Here is a 17,839-nt window from a genome sequence, read left to right as displayed (position 1 = left end):
CATTCTGGTTTCAATGCGAGGATTGCGCCAGTTTTCCTAAATGAAGGCTGAACAGGCCTGTCCATAGTGAAGATAAGGCCGGTGACTGTAGTTTTCGCCCCGAACACTGCACGTTAACGACAAATATCCTTACAATTACATGGGGTCTCGACCTATTTTTCTGTTGCAGCAGCTACGGTAGTCTCTGTTTGCCAGCTTGACCGCACACACCGTATGGTTGGCGCATTGAACATTTGCGGGGCAGGGAATGACATATTTGATGGTGCTTGGCGGCCTGGTACTGCTTTTCATTGGCGGGGAGGCGCTCGTCCGCGGATCGGTCAGTGTTGCGCGAAAGCTCAATATTTCCGAATTGGTGATCGGTCTGACCCTGGTCGGGTTTGGCACGTCGGTTCCCGAACTCGTGACCAGTTTGAGAGCCATCGATCAGAATGCGGTGGGCATCGCTGTCGGCAACGTCGTCGGTTCGAATATCGCCAATATCCTTCTTGTGCTCGGTGTCGCCGCTATGATCCGGCCAATCCTCACCAATCCGCGTGCGCTGGCCAGGGACGGGCTTTTCATGCTCGCCGTCACGGCGTTGCTTTGTGCATTGATCTGGTTCGATCTTTTCAGCCGCCCCGTCGGGCTGGCTCTCCTCGGCGCGTTGCTGCTCTATCTCGGTTATTCATTCATGGCCGACCAGCGCCGCGACAATGATGTTGCGGCGATGCATGCGGCCGAGGGTGAAACGGTTGACGCCCATTATGGCCTGTTCCTCGGATTGGGAATTGCGTTGGCCGGGCTGGTTGGCGTCATGTTCGGTGCCCGGCTCCTGGTGGATGGTGGCGTCGTCATCGCGCGCGAATACGGGATCAGCGAAACCATCATCGGTCTCACGATCGTCGCCATCGGAACCAGCCTGCCCGAACTCGTGACTTCCGCTGTCGCCGCCTTTCGCGGCAAGTCAGACGTCGCCCTGGGCAATATCATCGGGTCGAACATTTTCAACATATTGGGCATTCTCGGCATCACGGCCGTGGTTCATCCGTTCAGCGTCCGGGGAAGTATTTCTGCCGAAGCCATGTCGCAAGGCCGTCATGCGAGCATCATATCGTCGGAAGACATTGGCGCGCTGATCCTGTCGGTTTTCCTTCTCATGCTGTTTGCGATGACCGGACGACGCATCGCGCGTTGGGAAGGTGCAGTTCTCCTGCTTGCCTACGCGCTCTATTTCGGCCTCTTGTTCGACATTGTCCCCGTTCCAGGAATCCTCCCCCATGTCTGATAATCCGATCTACCAGGGGCTCGGCCAACTCGGCCAGCAAACGCCCGCTCCGCAAAACCCGGGAGACGCTCATCTCGAACGAGTGCCCAATCCTCATGCCGACACCCTCTATCTCACCCGGTTCGTCGCCCCCGAGTTCACCTCGCTCTGCCCGGTCACGGGACAGCCAGACTTTGCGCATATCGTGATCGACTATGCGCCAGGTGACTGGCTGGTAGAGAGCAAGAGCCTCAAGCTCTACCTCACCAGTTTCCGCAATCATGGCGCTTTCCACGAGGATTGCTCGGTGGCGATTGGCAGGCGGATACATGCGTTCACCGAAGCGAAGTGGCTTCGGATTTCAGCTTACTGGTACCCGCGCGGCGGCATTCCGATCGATGTCTTTTGGCAATCCGGTGAGGTGCCTGCCGGACTCCATGTCCCCGACACGGGTGTCGCAAGTTATCGCGGTCGGGGCTGAGTCACACCGGGGCAGACCAGCGGGTGATCTTTTCGCTCATGTCTGCCCTTGGGCGCTCCGGGCATGCCATGGTTGCCGTACCGAGATAGACAAAGCCTGCTACGCGTTCGTCATCGGTCAGGCCCAGCGCCTTGGCGACGTCCGGGTCGAAGGCCATCCATTCGGTAAGCCAGACGCCGGCCCACCCGGCAGCGTTCGCCGCAAGCAGCAGGTTGTGGCAAACCGCGCCCGCAGAAAGTTCCTGCTCCCAGACTGGCGTCTTGTGCGCAGGATCAGGTGACGAAATCACGGCAACCATGACAGGCGCGCGAAGGGGCAGGCCGGCGGCTTCCAGCACATCCTTGGATTCGGCGTCGGGTGTGTTCGCGTCGTGGATCCGTGCGATTTCCTTTCCGAACGATATCCGCGCGTCGCCTTCGAACACGATGAATCGCCAGGGCGAAAGTTTCCGGTGATCCGGCACACGGGCAGCCACCCGCAATAGTTCATCGAGCGATTCCGGCGAGGGGCCCGGCTCGGTCAAGTGGTGCTTGCTCGCTGATCTACGTAGCGCAAGCAAGGCGCGGGCGTCGGCGCTCGGACGTATCGGCAACATCGGCGTACCGATGGGCGGAGCGGGGGGGAAACGGTTTGCCATGGCGGTACATAGCCAGACTGCCGCGCCTCTGAAAGAGGTGCAACGCGATGTTTCTGCTTGCTCGGCAGGCGCGTCAGGATTAAATTCGTGAACAGTGTTCACTTTCTGAACATGCTTCTGCGATATCCTGCGTCCCATGCCAACTGACCTGTCCCTTGAAGCCACGCCGGCAGAGCGTCGCCGCCTCAAAGTACGCGGTGCAATAATCGAAGCTGCCGAACGCGTCTTTGCGAAAGAGGGAGAGGCGGGCCTCTCGATCCGGCGGCTTGCCGAAGAAATCGATTACTCACCGTCGGCAATCTACAAGTATTTCGGGTCCAAGGAGGAATTGATCGACGAACTCAAGGAGGTTTTCTTCGAACGCCTCCTGTCCCGGGTCGGCAAGATTTCCTGCGCCGATGCGCCTTTCTCGCAACGCGGTCGGGCCTGTGTATCGACCTATATTGTAACGGCGATGGAGCGTCCGCACCATTACGCCGCAGCGTTTTCCAACCTTCAGGGCGCGCCCGTCCAGGTCCAGTCCAAGGATTGGGAGGCGTTCGCTCAGTCCTACAAGGGGCGTGCCTTTGGCGTCCTCGTGGACATGGTACGCGAAGGCCAGTCGCTCGGCGTGTTCGATCCCAATCTCGACCCCTATCTGTCGGCGAAATCCGTGTGGGCCGCGTCCCACGGTCTCGCGCAATTGATGACTCACCTGCCTCACTTCCCGGCACTTTTGCCAACCGACCAGCCCGTTTCAGCAAGCGCTTTTATCGCTTTCCACGCCGACCTCGTTTTCCGGGGACTGCAATCGCCCGGCGAGGCGCGGCACACTGACTTCATCCCTGAGGACTGAGACCATGACGCCTTCCGATTACTATCAGGGCGACGAAACCCGCGAGAAGCGCCCAACCCTGTTGAAAGGGTTTGCTTTCCTGGTGATCCTGTTCCTGCTTGGTGCAGGACTGATGTTTGCAGCAATCCAGTTGCGCAGCGCTGAAGGGCCAAAAGTTGCGACAGTCGAACCGGACCCGCTGACAGTGTCCGTTGTGCCGGTTCGCCTGGCCAAGGAGTTCAGGATCGACGAGTCCTTCAGCGGGCTCGCGGAAGCGCGGCGCAAGAGCCAGCTCGGCTTTTCCAGCGGTGGCCGAATTCAGATAATCAGCGCCGATGTGGGCGATCGGGTCAAACAGGGTGAGACGCTGGCCAGATTGGACACGCGCAGCTTGGGCGCGCAGCTCGCTTCGGCCGACGCGGTAGTTGAAGAAGCCCGCGCAGCCCACTCGCTCGCCTTGACCACGGTCGAGCGCCAGAGAACTCTCAAATTGCAGGGCCACGTCTCGCAACAGCGTGTCGATGAGGCCGAAGCCCAGGCCAATACGTCACTGGCCCGTATTGAAGCGGCCAAGGCACAGGCTGATACGTTGCGGGTCCAGATCGATCTTGCGCGGATTACGGCGCCGTTTGATGGCGTCGTGACTGCGCGGATGGCCGATGAAGGCGCAATCGCAGCGCCGGGAACACCGATACTGGAACTGGTAGAGGCGGGTCGTCTCGAAGCACGGATCGGTCTTCCGGCCATCAGCGCCGCGCGCCTGATTCCGGGCGACATTTACAAGCTGGTTGCCGATACAGGCGCTGTCGATGCAAGACTGCGTACCGTTACCGGCGTGATCGATTCCGACAGGCGCACTGTTACGGCAATGTTCGACATCGAGAATTCAGGCAATCTGGCAGTCGGCGCGGTCGTTCGGTTGTCGATGGAGCGTGAAATCGACGAGCCAGGTTTCTGGGTGCCCGTGAAAGCGATGTCCACGGCGTCCCGGGGCCTCTGGACGGTGCTTGTTGCGGCGCCGTCCGAGCATGGCTGGCGGGTTGAGCCACGGCCGGTCGAGATGGTGCATTCCGAAGGCGGACGCGGATTCGTTCGGGGCCCCGTGCAGGAAGGCGAGCGCGTGATCGTCGACGGGCTCCAGCGCATCGCGCCCGGCATGCCGGTCGTGCCGCGCGATGCCACCAGCGCCGTCACACCCAACGAAGGCTGAGGGCTCGGCCGTCATGTTCACGATATTCTTCCGTCTTCCGCGCCTCACCATACTGGTAATGATGGTCATCCTGATCGGTGGTCTCGGCGCCATGTTTTCGCTCGGCCGTCAGGAAGACCCGACGCTGATTGAGCGCTACGGTTTCGTGCTGACGACTCTTCCGGGCGCGGATGCCGAGCGCATGGAAGCGCTCGTAACCGAACCGATAGAAGCGGCTTTGATGGAACTGCCCGAGGTCGACGAGGTACAGTCCGTTTCGCGCCCCGGCGTGTCGCAGGTCAGCCTGCAAATTCGTGATGATCTTACTGAAGCAGAAGTCGACGATGCCTGGACCCTGATCCGCCAGAAGGTCGAGCTGGCCAAATCCAGATTCCCGTCGGGCACCAACGCACCGGACATCCACCGGCAATATGTCGGTGCGGCGACTCTGGTCGTCGGACTTGTGTGGGAAGGTGAGGGTGATCCGCCCCTCGCAGTGATGCGGCGCATGGCGCTCAACCTCCAGGACCGTTTTCAGCGACTGCCCGGAACAGAGCTGACCGACCTTTTCGGCGTACCTGCCGAAGAGGTCCGCGTCGTTGTCGACCCAGAAGCATTGTCGGCGGCAGGCCTGACGACACGCCAGGCTGCATCGCTGATCGCTTCGGCGGACAGCAAGACACCGGCCGGGCGTCTTCGTTCTGATGGTGGCAATATCGGCCTCGAAGTCGGCGGCGAGTTCGACAACATATCCCGCATCCGCAGCGTGCCGCTATTGCAGCGGCCGGATGGCACGGCTGTGCGTGTCAGCGACGTCGCTGTTGTCCAGAAGGGGTTTGAGGATCCGCCTGTCCGCATGGCGCTCGAAAACGGCAAGCGTGCCATTTTCGTGGGCGCATTCATTTCAGAGGACCAGCGTGTCGACAAATGGGCTGAAACTGCGCACCGGGTCGTGAGCGATTTTGCTTTGGACGCACCGCCCGGCCTGCGGATCGAAACGGTCTTCGACCAGAGCAAATACACGAATGCGCGATTGAACGGGCTCGCCAGGAACCTGCTGATGTCAGCCTGTATCGTGTTCGTCGTCCTGTTCTTCTCGATGGGCTGGCGCTCCGCGCTCGTCGTCGGGTCGGCCATTCCCCTGACCGTCGCGCTCGTGTTGATCCTGTTCAAGATATTCGGAAACCCGCTGCATCAGATGTCGGTTACCGGCCTTGTCATTTCACTCGGGCTGTTGATCGACAATGCGATTGTCGTTGTCGACGATTTCGATCAGATGCGGGCGCGGGGTGCATCGCGCCTGCAGTCGATCGACAAGAGTATCAATCACCTGTTTGCTCCGCTGGCAGCCTCAACGCTCACGACGGCACTCGCCTTCGCGCCGATTGCACTGCTACCCGGCGGCGCTGGCGAGTTTATCGGCATGATCGGCCTGTCGGTCGTTTATTCGATCACCGCCTCCTTCGTCATCTCTGTCACCGTCATTCCGGCAATGGCAGGCTGGTTCGACCGGACGCGTGGCTGGGAAATTGGCCAGCACAAACGCCCTCGCCGCTGGTGGCGCGATGGCGTGTCGATCGATTTCATATCCGACGGATACCGGGCTACCATCGAAGCCGTCTTGCGGTTCCCGCCGCTCGGCATTGGCCTGGCCATCGCTCCGGCGATCCTTGGTTTTTACCTGGTCGGACAGTTGCCGTCACAGTTCTTTCCGCAGACGGAGCGTGACCAGTTCCAGATCATGATGCAATTGCCGCCGGAGGCCAGCCTGTCCGACACGATCGTGTCGACGAAACATGCCAGCGAGCTGATCCAGGCGATGGAGGGCGTGAAGTCCGTGACGTGGGTGTTGGGCGAACCCTCACCGCGCGTCTACTATAACATGATCAACAATACCGAAGGCGTCGAAGGATTTGCGGCCGGCTGGGTCCAACTGGACGGAAACCAGCGAACGCATGAGATTGTCGCCAGGGTCCAGAGCGAGATGCGGGCGGAGTTTCCCGGTGCGCGTTTCCTCGCCTTGCCGTTCGAACAAGGCCCTCCGGCTGATGCCCCGATTGATTTCACGATTCTCGGTGACGATTTCGATATTCTCGGCCGCCTTGGCGACGAGGCGCGCACCATCCTCGCGCAGACTCCCGGCGTCACCTATACCGTGGCGTCGCTTGAGCTCGGCGCGCCGACAGTCAGCCTGAAAGCCGATGAGTCGGCTTCGGCGCTTGCCGGTCAACGCCTCACCCAGCTCGCCTCTGCCATGAATGCAGAGCTTGAAGGCGTCCGGGCGGGCTCAATCGTGGAGGGCACCGAAGAACTGCCCGTTATCGTGATCGCGCCTGACAATCGCCGCGGCACGCTGACCGACTTGCGGGCCATGACCGTGGGCGAAGGTACGCCTCTGTCAGCGCTTGGGGGCATGTCGCTTGACCCGAAAACGGCTGTGATCTCGCGCCGTGACGGTCAGCGCATGAACCAGATACTCGCCTTCCTTGACCCCTATACATTGCCGGCGCCGGTTTTTGCAGACTTCCAGGCCCGGCTGGCTGAGAGCGACTTCACGCTGCCGCCGGGTTATGCCATCCGGATTGGCGGCGAGGCTGAAAATTCGGGCGAAGCAATCGGCAACCTGGCCGGGGTCGGAATCCCGCTCATCCTCGTCATGGCCGGGGCGATCATGCTCGTGTTCAACTCGTTCCGCATGATGCTGCTCATCCTGGCGACGGGTTTCCTGTCGCTGGGGCTCGCATTCTTCGGCGTCTGGCTGTTCAACCTGCCGTTCGGCTTCAATGCGATCATCGGCGGCTTGGGGCTGCTGGGCATCGCCATCAACGGTTCGATTGTTGTCCTGTCGCTTCTTACGGCCAGTCCGGCCGCCATGGCCGACGACGTGATCGCCCAGCGCGAGATCGTTGTGGACGCCACCCGTCACATCGTCGCCACCACGCTTACGACCATGGGCGGATTCATACCGATCCTCCTGTCCGGAGACTCTTTCTGGATGCCTCTGGCAGCGGGAATTTCAGGCGGCGTGGCAGGGTCGGCCCTGTTGGCGCTCTACTTCACACCAGCCGTTTTCCGGATCATGACCTTGAAACCCATGCGAAAAACATTGACCTACCTGTTTGGTCGGCGACATGTCCCCGCTGAATGAGGTAATTGTGAACGTGCTGGAACTTGATACGCGGTAATCTGTCGCCCATGTGGCTAGGAAGCCAAAAACTGATGGAGGCCGGAATGGTCGCAAACCCTGATATCGGTGCCCCGCCACCCGCCTGGAACCGGCTGCGTTTCGAGGCTGCTGCGGCCGCCGCAGAAGAGCCAACGCTTGCCAGCTATATCAATGCGGCCATCCTGGCCCATTCTTCGCTTTGCCAGGCGTTGTCCTATCACCTCGCTGAGAAACTGGGCGGCCCGGTCATGGGCACGCTGCAGGTGCGCCACATCCTGTCGACCGCGTACGATTCCGACCCGTCGCTTCTGACGGCTGCGGAAGCCGACATGCAGGCGGTGCTTGAGCGCGACCCCGCTTGCCGCGGCATGTTGCAGCCTTTTCTGTTCTTCAAGGGCTTCCTGGCGCTGCAGACCCATCGAATTGCCCATGTCCTCTGGAAGCAGGGCAGGGAGTCGCTGGCTTTCCATTTCCAGGGCACCGCATCGGAACTGTTCGGCGTCGATATCCACCCCGCCGCGCGCATTGGCACTGGCGTCATGCTCGATCACGCGACAGGCATCACGATCGGTGAAACGGCCATCGTCGGCGATGGCTGCTCGTTGCTGCACGGCGTCACGCTGGGCGGCACCGGCAAGGAAGTCGGCGATCGTCACCCCAAGATCGGACGTGGTGTGCTGCTGTCGGTTGGCGCGAAAATTCTCGGCAACATCACGATTGGCGACGAAGCCAAAGTGGCCGCAGGCAGCGTGGTGCTCAAGGACGTCCCCGCCCATTGCACGGTCGCCGGTGTCCCGGCCAAGATCGTCGGCCAGCCGCTCTGCTGCCAGCCCGCCAAGACGATGGACCAGAACATTCCCGACGACATGGTAAAGTAGTCGCGCCGCACGGAAGCTACAGTCGATTGCAGGCGTCCCTGTTGCGCTGCAAAGGAAAAAGACTAGGTTGCGCCGCTGAATTGTGAAGGAGCATGCGTCATGGAACGTGAAGAAACACTGCGTCTTGAGGCGTACCTGAAAGAGAAACTGCACCCGGGCCTGCGCCTGCTGGCGCGCGACAAGACAGATGATTCGGTTGAAGTCTATCTCGGCGCCGAATTCATCGCGCTGGTCTACAAGGATGTCGACGAGGGCGAGACGTCTTACCAGTTCCAGATGACGGTCCTGTCAGAAGACATTGCCGGCGCCTAATTCCGTCCGGACACGTTAGAACAGAGAGCCCTGATCAGCCTTGGTCGGGGCTTTCTTTGTTTTGGGGGCAGGGGTTGGCGGTGATGAGGGCGGCGGCTCGCCGAGTGGCGTGGCCATGACATCGCCATCCGCGAAACTCACCTTGAAGGCGGCCGCTGCAGCAGCAACGCCGGACGACCGGATCAGCTTGCCGTCTTCACTGCGCACGATGGCAAAGCCCCGGCTCAGCGTCGCTTGATACGACAGCGTTTCAAGCAGCTTGCCTTGCGATTCCAGCGATACCCGGCGCCGCTCGATCAGCCGCATCAGGGCAGGGCGCGCCCGTACCGCCGTTTCCCGCAAGCTTTGCCGCGACCGCCTGATATCGGCCTTCAGGCCTGCCGGGCTGACCTGCGCCGCAGCCAGCCGCGACCGGCTCCGCTCGATCAGCGCCCGCGCCGCGCGTGGCAGGCTGGCGGCCGCATAATCCAGCCTCTGGCGTTTCGACTGCAGCAGCGTCTCCGGCCGTGGCAAGCGTGCGGCGCGCAATGCATCGCGCGACCGCGCCGTCCGGCGCGCCAGCGCCCGCTTCAGGCGCCCGGCACTCTCCTCAATAGACAGCAAAAGCTCGCTGCGCACCGGTACGGCAATTTCTGCCGCCCCTGTCGGCGTCGGCGCCCGCGCGTCCGACACATAATCGATCAGGGTCGTATCTGTTTCGTGTCCGACCGCCGAAATCAGCGGGATCTCGCTTTCGAACGCGGCGCGGACGACGATCTCCTCGTTGAAGGGCCAGAGGTCTTCGATCGATCCGCCGCCACGCGCGACGATCAGCACATCGGGCCGGTCATTGCCGGTCATCGCGTTGAAGCCCTTGATGCCCGCCGTCACCTGCGCCGCCGCCGCATCGCCCTGCACAAGGGCGGGCCACACGACCACGCGCACAGGGAAACGGTCCTGGATACGGTGCAGGATATCCCGGATCACGGCGCCGGTCGGGCTGGTGACCACTCCGATGGTGCGGGGCAGGTAGGGGAGCTTCTTCTTGTGGCGCGCCTCGAACAGGCCCTCGGCGGCCAGCTTCTTCTTGCGCTCCTCCAGCAGCTGCATCAGCGCCCCGGCGCCGGCAGGCCGCATCGAGCTGGCAATCAGCTGGTAGTTCGAGCGGCCCTCATAGATCGACAAACGCCCGGTCGCGATCACTTCAAGGCCCTCTTCCGGCCGGAAGGGCAGTTTGTCGACCTGCCCCTTCCACATGATCGTATTGAGGACCGCCTTCTCATCCTTGATGTCGGCATACATGTGGCCGGACCGGGCAATGGTAACGCGCCCCAGTTCGCCGCGCACGACGACATGATCATAATTCGATTTAATCGTCCGTTTCAGGCTCGCAGCGAGCTCCGATACGGATACGGCTTGGTCATTGGAGACGGGCAAGTCGGACATGACTTCTCTTGTGTCGCGTCACTTCAAGGAGAGCAAGTGCGCAGTGTGGTGCGCCCTTGCTCCCTATCACTCATGGGGTAATGGCAGCTACTGCGCGGGCGTACGCTCAACGAGTTCCACCCGGCGATTCTTGTCCTGTCCTGCCTCGGTTCCGTTGGAAAAAACGGGTACAAGCGGGCCGACACCATGGGCCTCCAGCCTGGCTGGCTTGACCTCATAGTCAGCCTCCAAGGCTGCAACGACCGCCGCTGCCCGGTCGGCTGACAGGCGTTCATTGTAGGCAAACGTGCCGATGGAATCCGTATGGCCGACGACATAGAAGACTTTCTCGGGGTAGGCTGACAGGAATTCCGCGATCGCATCAAGCGCCGCCTCGGATTCCGGCCGCAGCGTGGCCTTGTCGAAATCGAAGACGATCCCGTCGAGGACAACGCGTCCGTATTCACTGATATCGGACCCGATCGCTTCGGCATTCACCACGATCAGGCCGGTCTCGGCCTGCTCTACCTCGACGATATCGATCAATGTTCCGACATAGTCGGACGCATGCTGCTCCACCGAGATGACCACATAGGCCGTACCTGCGGCGCGGTCTTTCTTTGCGACAATCGCTCCCGCCCCGCCTGAGGACGACGTTCCGCTGAACAGGGTGCCGACTTCTCCCGGCTTGGCGGTAGGATTCGCTCGGTACAGCACTTCCGTCCAGGTGCGGCTTCCGATTGCATTGCCTTTGCGGTCTTCAGAGACCCCCTTTCCGATAATTTCAAACCCGGCCCCTTGAAGCGCTTCCAGGTAATTTTTGTAAACTTCCGAATAGGTGCGGTCTGTCCCCTTGTAGCGATAGAAGGTGCGGGTCAGACGTCCTTCCGTGTCAATCCAGTCGCTGATCGCGCGATAACCCGTCACCGGTCCGGCTGGGACCCGATAGGGCAGGTGGTTATTGATCTGCTGCCAGCGGATTTCCTGTCCGGGATAGCGTTCGATCATCGGATGCTCTTGGGCGCCTTCGATATCATCGGCCAGGGCGGGCTGGAAAAGACAGGCGGCCGCGACAATGGTGGCGATGGCCAATGGTTTGAATACTCTCACGTTTCACGTCCCCTTTTTGTGTTTTACTGGGTTCAGGATACGCCAAAACGCCCCAATCTCAAATTGCCCGCCTATCTGTTGGCGGTATTGCAGCAGGGCGCTTCCCGGCCCGGTTTCGTCGGAAAAAATGCTTGCTGGTGGCCAAAAGTGCCTCTCCACCGACAGAGGCGCTTGATCTCAAACGCCAACCCGCGCAACAAGCGGTGCCATGAACATCCTCCTCATCGGATCCGGCGGGCGCGAACATGCCCTGGCTTGGAAAATGGACCAGTCGCCCTTGGTCGACGTGGTCCACGCGACACCGGGCAATCCCGGCATGGACGTAATCGGCCCGTGCTTCGATGTCGCCGTTGACGATATCGACAACCTCATCAAGCTGACGCTGCAGGTCGAGCCGGATCTCGTGGTGATTGGCCCGGAAGCGCCGCTCGCGCTCGGGCTTGCCGATATCCTGCGCGCCCGCGGATTCGACGTGTTCGGCCCCAGCCGCCTCGCCGCCCAGCTGGAATCCTCCAAAGCCTTCTCCAAGGGCCGGATGAAAGCCTATGGCGTTCCGACAGCAGCCTATGGCGAGTTCACGACACCCGCACTCGCCAAGGCCTTCCTGCGCACGATGGAAGCGCCCTATGTTTTGAAGGCCGATGGGCTCGCTGCGGGCAAGGGCGTCGTGATTGCCGAGACTCTTGAGCAGGCTGACGCTGAAGTTGACGAGATGCTGTCCGGCAAGTTCGGCGACGCGTCGGCGACTCTGGTCATCGAGGAATTCATGCATGGCGAGGAAGCCAGCATCTTCGTCATCACCGATGGGCAGGGCGCGGTCTACTTGCCCGCTGCGCAGGATCACAAGCGCGTCGGCGATGGAGACACCGGTCCCAATACGGGCGGTATGGGGGCCTACGCGCCCGCGCCGGTCGTGACGCAGGCGGTGATGGACCGCATCAAGGCTGAGATCGTCGAACCGATGCTTGCAGGCATGGCGGCGGACGGCATGCCCTATCAGGGCGTGCTCTATGTCGGCGTCATGGTCACGAAAGAGGGACCCAAGGTCGTCGAATTCAACGCCCGCTTCGGTGATCCGGAATGCCAGGTGCTGATGAAGGGGCTGGCTGGCGACATTGTTCCCGCCATACTCGCTGCGGCGACAGGCGGTCTGGCGGGCAATGAGGATGCGTTCGAATCCCTGCTGGAGCTTGAACGCTTCCATCCGACGGCCACGGTCGTTCTTGCCAACACGGGCTATCCGGGCAGCTACGTCAAAGGCTCAGTGATCAATGGCATGGTCGAAGCAAACAACCTGCCGGGCGTCACCGTGTTTCAGGCAGGCACCGACCGCGATTCCGAAGGCGCTCTTGTCGCCATGGGCGGGCGCGTTCTCAACGTCACGGCTTCGGGATCAACGCTTCGGGAGGCTGTCACGCGCGCCTATGCGGGCGTGGACCGGATCGACTGGCCGGAAGGCTTTTGCCGCCGTGATATCGGCTGGCGGGCACTCGGCTAGCCAGAGAGGCTAGCGGCCCACGAACATGAGGGTGCCCTTGGGCACATCTGCCAGGAAGCGTTTCAGGTCGGCTTTCGAGAACACGATGCAACCGTTCGAGCGACCGAGCTTACCAAACCGGGACAGGAATTCCGGTTCGGCATAATCTGCAGCGTGTATGACGATGGCCCGCTCGCGCGACGACTTGTCCGTCTCGTCCAGCCCGTCCAGGCGCAGGCTCAAGCCATGCTTGCCCCTGTATTCTTCCGCAATGACCATCGCCCCTTCCGGGCTCGCGCTTGACCCCGGTTCGTCGGAAAACCGGTCGAGATACCCGTCATGATCGGTGTCGGAGCCTCGGCCATGCGCCGCGCGATAGGCTGATACATCTCCATTCTCGAGATTGACGACAAATAACCGCTCTTCTTTCGAATGGCGGGAATAATCGACGATCACGAGGCGGCCAGTATCTTTGGCGGCGCCTGCATGCGTTTTCTGCGCCTCAAGCGCCCGGCTGAGCAGGTCTGCCCGCACGGCGCCGGACGCATTGATATTCTTTGCATGCGCTGGTGCAGCGGCAAGCAGGAAAAGGGAACAGATCGCCATCAATCGTGTCATCTCGGGAAAATTGCCTCAAAATTGTGGCGACCTTACGGCAGGACTTGGCACCCGGTGGCGGCCCGTTATGGTGTCGCAGAGGAAACACCAGACACGAGAGCGACCCCATGGCAGAAACAGAAACTGCACAGGACCTGTTCACAGGTACCAAAGCCGTAGTGGACACCCACAAATTCAACGAGGCAAATCTGGCCGCCTGGATGGAAGCCAATGTGGAGGGCTATGAGGGCCCTCTGGAGGTACGCCAGTTCAAGGGCGGCCAGTCCAACCCGACTTACCAGCTTGTCACGCCCAAGAAGAAGTACGTGATGCGTCGCAAGCCGCCAGGCAACCTGTTGCCCAGCGCGCATGCTGTCGATCGCGAATTTCGGGTTATCAATGCGCTCTATCCCCTCGGCTACCCTGTCGCGCGGCCCTATGGTCTGTGCATGGATGAGGATGTTGTCGGCACGATTTTCTACGTCATGGACATGGTCGAAGGCCGTATTCTCTGGGACGGCACGCTGCCTGACTACGAGCCGGCCATGCGCCGCAAGATCTACGAGGCCAAGGTCAAGACCTTTGCCGACCTGCACAATGTCGACTGGCGCAAGGCCGGCCTCGAAGGCTTCGGCAAAGAGGGCGATTATGTCGCCCGCCAGATCCATCGCTGGACCAAGCAGTACAAGGCATCCGAAACGATGCACATTCCCGAGATGGAACAGCTGATCGAATGGCTGCCCAAGAACATCCCGCCGGGCGACAAGACCACGATCGTGCATGGCGACTACCGCCTCGACAACATGGTGCTCCACCCGACCGAGCCGAAAGTCATCGCCGTTCTCGACTGGGAACTCTCCACCCTCGGTGATCCACTGGCCGATTTCTCCTACCACCTGATGAACTGGGTCATGCCGGCGGGAGATTCCACGCGCGGGTCCCTCTCGGCGATCCCGGACCTGAAGGCCTGGGGCATTCCGACAATGGAGGAATACGTCGCTATGTATTGCGCGCATACTGGCCGTGCCGGTTTGCCGGAACTCGACTACTATTTCGCCTACAACGCCTTCCGCCTCGCGGGCATCCTGCAGGGCATCGTCGGACGGGTCCGCGACGGCACGGCCAACAGCGCCAACGCGGAATCGAACGCGGCGCGGGTTGTCCCGCTGGCCCAATTTGCAGCCCTGTATGCCCGCAAAGCCGGCATGGAAGGGTAACCGATGGCGGCAGAAATACTCAAAGGACCGCTGCGGGCGCCTGCGCAGATGCTGCAGGAGCAATCCTATGGCGGTCACAAGTCGCTGCACGACGATGCCGAAGCCGAACGGCTCGGCATCAAGGCGGGCCCCATAGAAGGGCCGACCCATTTCCAGCAATTCGTGCCTTTGCTGCATGATATCTGGGGCAAGGACTGGTTCGAGCGTGGCTGCCTTTCGACGCACTTCCTGAACATGGTGTTCGAGGGCGAAAAGGTTCGCGCTTTCGTCGAACGCCCGGCGCCCGGCGCGACCCGGGCCAAATGCTGGGCCGAGAAGGAGGACGGTACGCCTGTGCTGGAGGCCAGCGCCACGCTCGGCCCGGACCATGGCGAAACACTGCTCGAGGCCCGGATGGCGAAACTCCGCCCGGCCGGTGATCTCGTGATCCTCGCTGACATGAAAGTCGGCCTGAAGACATCCAGGGACGAGCCTGTCCGCATGGACGCTGACCAGCATATGGGCAATCTTTATCCGTTCAGCCTGGCGCAGAAACTGGCGGTCATCACTGAGCCGAACGACTGGTACAGCGATGCGAACGCCTCGCCTTGGGGCCGCCCGGTCATCCCGCTCGAAATGGTCAGCGTACTTGCGAACTATACTGGCGGCATGGCCAACTGGCCGATCAAGCACCCATCCATCGGCCTCTTTGCCGATCTCGAAATGCGCATGATTGATGGCCCGCTCTTTGTCGGTGAAGACTATATCCTGCGCCGCGAGGTTGTTGCGCTCTCGGCCAGCCGTCGCGCGGAGAACTACTGGATACGCACGCGCATTTTCGATTCGACCGGAACGAAGCAGGTCGCTGAAACCCTGCTCAATCACGGCGTCCTCAAGGCCAGCTACCCGCACTACCCGGCCGACAAGCTGCCGGCCTGAACCCAGACAGCACACGACAAGGACAGCGCTTCATGAAAGGTCTCCTCTATCGCGGCGCACGGGACATCGTCTTCGACGACGCCCCGGTGCCAGAACCGGAAGACACCCGTAGCGCCATCGTGAAGATCACGTCCTGCGGTATCTGCGGGTCTGACCTCCACATCTATCAGGGCCACGGGTTTTCAGAGACCAATGGCTATTGCGTCGGCCATGAAGCGGTCGGAGAAGTCATCGAGACCGGCAGCGCTGTCTCCCGCTTCAAACCGGGCGACCGGGTGATGATCTCGGCCGCCGTCGGTTGCGGATCCTGCCCGTCCTGCATGGCCGGCAATGTCACGCAGTGTGAAACAGCGGGCGCGCGCTGCTACGGGCTCGGCCCCAAGCTTCAGGGCGTTCAGGCAGAATATACGATGGTCCCGGTCGCGGATTTCGGCTTGGCCAAGATTCCGGACGGCGTCACCGAAGACCAGGCCGTCCTGCTGACGGACAATCTTCCGACGGCCTGGTTCGGCCTGAAGAATGCCGACATCCGGCCCGGCAGCACTGTGGCGGTCGTCGGCTGCGGGCCGATCGGGCTGATGGCAGTCGAGGGCGCGTTCCTGATGGGGGCGGCCCGCGTATTCGCCGTCGATCTCGTGCCCGAGCGTCGCCAGCTCGCCGAAGAGATCGGCGCAACCGCCTTCGATGCCGCCGAGGCCCGCGACCGGATCACGGAACTCACCTCGGGCCGCATGTGCGACAGCGTCGTCGAATGCGTCGGCGCAGACGCCGCCATCCACCTGTCCATGAAACTCGCGCGCAATGCGGGCACCGTGTCCTGCATCGGCGTAAACCAGACAATGGACTTCAAGTTCCCGATGGCGCTGTCCTTCATCAAGGGCCTCACGTTCCGGACAGGCACCTGCTCGGTGCCGGCCCAGTGGCCGGAACTGGTCCCGCTCGTCCAGGCGGGCAAGCTGCGTCCCGAGCGGACCGTCACCCACCACATGCCCCTGTCGGAAGGCGCCGAAGCCTATCGCATGTTCGACGCCCGCGAGAACGGCGCCATGAAGATGATCCTGAAACCCTGAAAAGGCCAATCCGATGAAACACGCGCTTTTGAAGTCTCTTGCCGTCTCGACGGCCTGTCTTGTCGCGGCCGGTGTCGCCAGCGCGCAGGATGCCGTCGTGCATGCCGGTCACGTCCTGGCCGTGCCGGGTGAAGGCTATCTCACGCAGCAGACCATCACCATCAAGGACGGGCGGATCGTGTCCGTCCAGCCCGGCTACAAGTCCGGCAAGAAGGGTGTGCCGGTCATCGACCTCAAGAACGCCTATGTCGTGCCCGGCCTGATCGACAGCCATGTCCACATTACCAGCGAGAACGGCCCGGAAGGCCGCATCAAGGAGTTCACCGATTCCTCGGTCGATACGGCGTTCGACGGGGCGGCCTTCGCGCTCAAGACACTTGAGGCAGGCTTCACGACCGTGCAGGATGTCGGCGGCTACAATGACTTTGTCTTCGGCCTGCGCGATGCCATCGCGCGCGGCGCGGTGCCGGGCCCGCGCATGCGTGCGGCCGGACAGGCGATCTCGATAACGGGCGGCCATGGCGACGTGAACGGCTATTCCTGGCCGGTCATGCAGCTCTTCACCGGCACCAATATCTGTAACGGCGCCGACGATTGCCGCCGGGCCGTGCGCCAGCAGGTCAAGGAAGGAGCCGACGTCATCAAGATCACGGCGACCGGCGGGGTCCTGTCGAATACGGCCGCCGGTCTTGAACAGCAATTCACCAATGACGAACTCGCCGCCATTGTCGACGCGGCCCATTCCATGGGGCGCAAGGTCACCGGGCACGCCCATGGCAAGGCTGGCATCGACGCAGCCCTGCGTGCGGGCATCGATTCCATCGAACACGGCACCTATCTCGATGATGAGACCATCGCCCTGTTCAAGGAACACAATGCCACGCTCGTGCCGACCGTCCTGGCAGGGGTGACGGTCACGGGCTGGACCAACGAGCCTTGGCTGCCCGAAGCGTCGCGCAAGAAAGCCGCCATTGTCGGCCCGCTGATGCTGGACATGCTGCGCCGGGCCCATGAGGGCGGCGTCAACGTCGCTTTCGGCACCGATACCGGCGTCTCGCGCCATGGCGACAATGCCCAGGAATTCGCGCTCATGGTCGAAGCCGGCTTCACGCCGGAAGATGCCATCCGCGCGGCCACAGTGACCGCGTCGAAACATCTTGAAATGGACACCGACATCGGAACGCTCGAGGCTGGCAAATACGCCGATCTCGTTGCAGTGACGACCGATCCGCTCAAGAAGATCACCGAACTGGAGTCTGTTGATTTCGTGATGAAGGGCGGGATCGTCTACAAAAGCCTGAACTAGGTCCCAGGACGCAATTC

The 17,839-nt window shown here is 61.6% G+C and carries 16 protein-coding genes; 12 read left to right on the top strand and 4 right to left on the bottom strand.

Annotated elements, in window-relative coordinates; genetic code table 11:
- Positions 1-247: 247 nt before the first annotated feature.
- Together AC0L7I_RS13930 and queF are read left to right on the top strand one after the other, a co-directional pair.
- Positions 248-1,267 carry a calcium/sodium antiporter gene (locus AC0L7I_RS13930; protein WP_473397027.1) on the top strand — a complete coding sequence of 340 codons (1,020 nt, stop codon included), beginning with the start codon at positions 248-250 and terminating at the stop codon, positions 1,265-1,267.
- Complete coding sequence (queF, locus tag AC0L7I_RS13925; protein WP_473397026.1) at positions 1,260-1,727, top strand: preQ(1) synthase; 468 nt, start codon at positions 1,260-1,262, stop codon at positions 1,725-1,727. The genes AC0L7I_RS13930 and queF overlap by 8 nt, the downstream gene beginning before the upstream one ends.
- Position 1,728: 1 nt before the next feature.
- Here queF and AC0L7I_RS13920 read toward each other — a convergent pair whose 3' ends face one another.
- On the bottom strand, positions 1,729-2,364 hold the full coding sequence (locus tag AC0L7I_RS13920; protein ID WP_473397025.1) for a nitroreductase family protein: 636 nt from the start codon (positions 2,362-2,364) through the stop codon (positions 1,729-1,731).
- Positions 2,365-2,500: 136 nt separating this feature from the next.
- On the opposite strand from AC0L7I_RS13920, the gene AC0L7I_RS13915 reads away from it, so the two are divergent.
- From AC0L7I_RS13915 to AC0L7I_RS13895, 5 genes are all read left to right on the top strand, one after another.
- A complete protein-coding gene (locus tag AC0L7I_RS13915) occupies positions 2,501-3,199 on the top strand; it encodes a TetR/AcrR family transcriptional regulator (protein WP_473397024.1) in 699 nt (232 codons plus the stop codon).
- 4 nt (positions 3,200-3,203) lie between these two features.
- Positions 3,204-4,388 (top strand): efflux RND transporter periplasmic adaptor subunit, encoded by a 1,185-nt coding sequence (locus AC0L7I_RS13910; RefSeq protein ID WP_473397023.1) that lies wholly within the window; start codon positions 3,204-3,206, stop codon positions 4,386-4,388.
- Between the two features lie 13 nt (positions 4,389-4,401).
- A complete protein-coding gene (locus tag AC0L7I_RS13905) occupies positions 4,402-7,515 on the top strand; it encodes an efflux RND transporter permease subunit (RefSeq protein WP_473397022.1) in 3,114 nt (1,037 codons plus the stop codon).
- An 83-nt stretch (positions 7,516-7,598) separates the two neighbouring features.
- Complete coding sequence (cysE, locus tag AC0L7I_RS13900; RefSeq protein WP_473397021.1) at positions 7,599-8,411, top strand: serine O-acetyltransferase; 813 nt, start codon at positions 7,599-7,601, stop codon at positions 8,409-8,411.
- 99 nt (positions 8,412-8,510) lie between these two features.
- Positions 8,511-8,723 (top strand): DUF3126 family protein, encoded by a 213-nt coding sequence (locus AC0L7I_RS13895; protein WP_473397020.1) that lies wholly within the window; start codon positions 8,511-8,513, stop codon positions 8,721-8,723.
- Between the two features lie 15 nt (positions 8,724-8,738).
- Here the strand turns inward: AC0L7I_RS13895 and xseA are convergent, their stop codons facing one another.
- Together xseA and AC0L7I_RS13885 are read right to left on the bottom strand one after the other, a co-directional pair.
- Positions 8,739-10,148, bottom strand: a complete 1,410-nt coding sequence (gene xseA, locus AC0L7I_RS13890) for an exodeoxyribonuclease VII large subunit (RefSeq protein WP_473397019.1) — start codon at positions 10,146-10,148, stop codon at positions 8,739-8,741.
- An 87-nt stretch (positions 10,149-10,235) separates the two neighbouring features.
- Entirely contained in the window at positions 10,236-11,237 is a 1,002-nt protein-coding gene (locus tag AC0L7I_RS13885) for an OmpA family protein (protein WP_473397018.1), read from the bottom strand.
- A gap of 208 nt (positions 11,238-11,445) precedes the next feature.
- On the opposite strand from AC0L7I_RS13885, the gene purD reads away from it, so the two are divergent.
- Complete coding sequence (gene purD / locus AC0L7I_RS13880; protein ID WP_473397017.1) at positions 11,446-12,735, top strand: phosphoribosylamine--glycine ligase; 1,290 nt, start codon at positions 11,446-11,448, stop codon at positions 12,733-12,735.
- Positions 12,736-12,744: 9 nt separating this feature from the next.
- Here purD and AC0L7I_RS13875 read toward each other — a convergent pair whose 3' ends face one another.
- Positions 12,745-13,332 carry a murein L,D-transpeptidase catalytic domain-containing protein gene (locus tag AC0L7I_RS13875; protein WP_473397016.1) on the bottom strand — a complete coding sequence of 196 codons (588 nt, stop codon included), beginning with the start codon at positions 13,330-13,332 and terminating at the stop codon, positions 12,745-12,747.
- Positions 13,333-13,439: 107 nt separating this feature from the next.
- Here AC0L7I_RS13875 and AC0L7I_RS13870 point away from each other — a divergent pair, with 107 nt between their 5' ends.
- Genes AC0L7I_RS13870 through AC0L7I_RS13855 form a run of 4 tightly spaced genes read left to right on the top strand, consistent with a single transcriptional unit; the run spans position 13,440 to position 17,822 of the window.
- On the top strand, positions 13,440-14,528 hold the full coding sequence (locus AC0L7I_RS13870; RefSeq protein ID WP_473397015.1) for a phosphotransferase family protein: 1,089 nt from the start codon (positions 13,440-13,442) through the stop codon (positions 14,526-14,528).
- A gap of 3 nt (positions 14,529-14,531) precedes the next feature.
- Positions 14,532-15,446 carry a hypothetical protein gene (locus AC0L7I_RS13865; RefSeq protein ID WP_473397014.1) on the top strand — a complete coding sequence of 305 codons (915 nt, stop codon included), beginning with the start codon at positions 14,532-14,534 and terminating at the stop codon, positions 15,444-15,446.
- A 32-nt stretch (positions 15,447-15,478) separates the two neighbouring features.
- The gene (locus AC0L7I_RS13860; protein WP_473397013.1) at positions 15,479-16,516 is read left to right on the top strand and encodes an alcohol dehydrogenase family protein; all 1,038 of its coding nucleotides are present in this window, start codon (positions 15,479-15,481) and stop codon (positions 16,514-16,516) included.
- A 13-nt stretch (positions 16,517-16,529) separates the two neighbouring features.
- On the top strand, positions 16,530-17,822 hold the full coding sequence (locus AC0L7I_RS13855; RefSeq protein ID WP_473397012.1) for a metal-dependent hydrolase family protein: 1,293 nt from the start codon (positions 16,530-16,532) through the stop codon (positions 17,820-17,822).
- Positions 17,823-17,839: the final 17 nt, after the last annotated feature.

This window comes from Hyphomonas sp. J20-32 (assembly GCF_055808555.1).
This window is presented reverse-complemented; position numbering and strand designations above follow the sequence as displayed.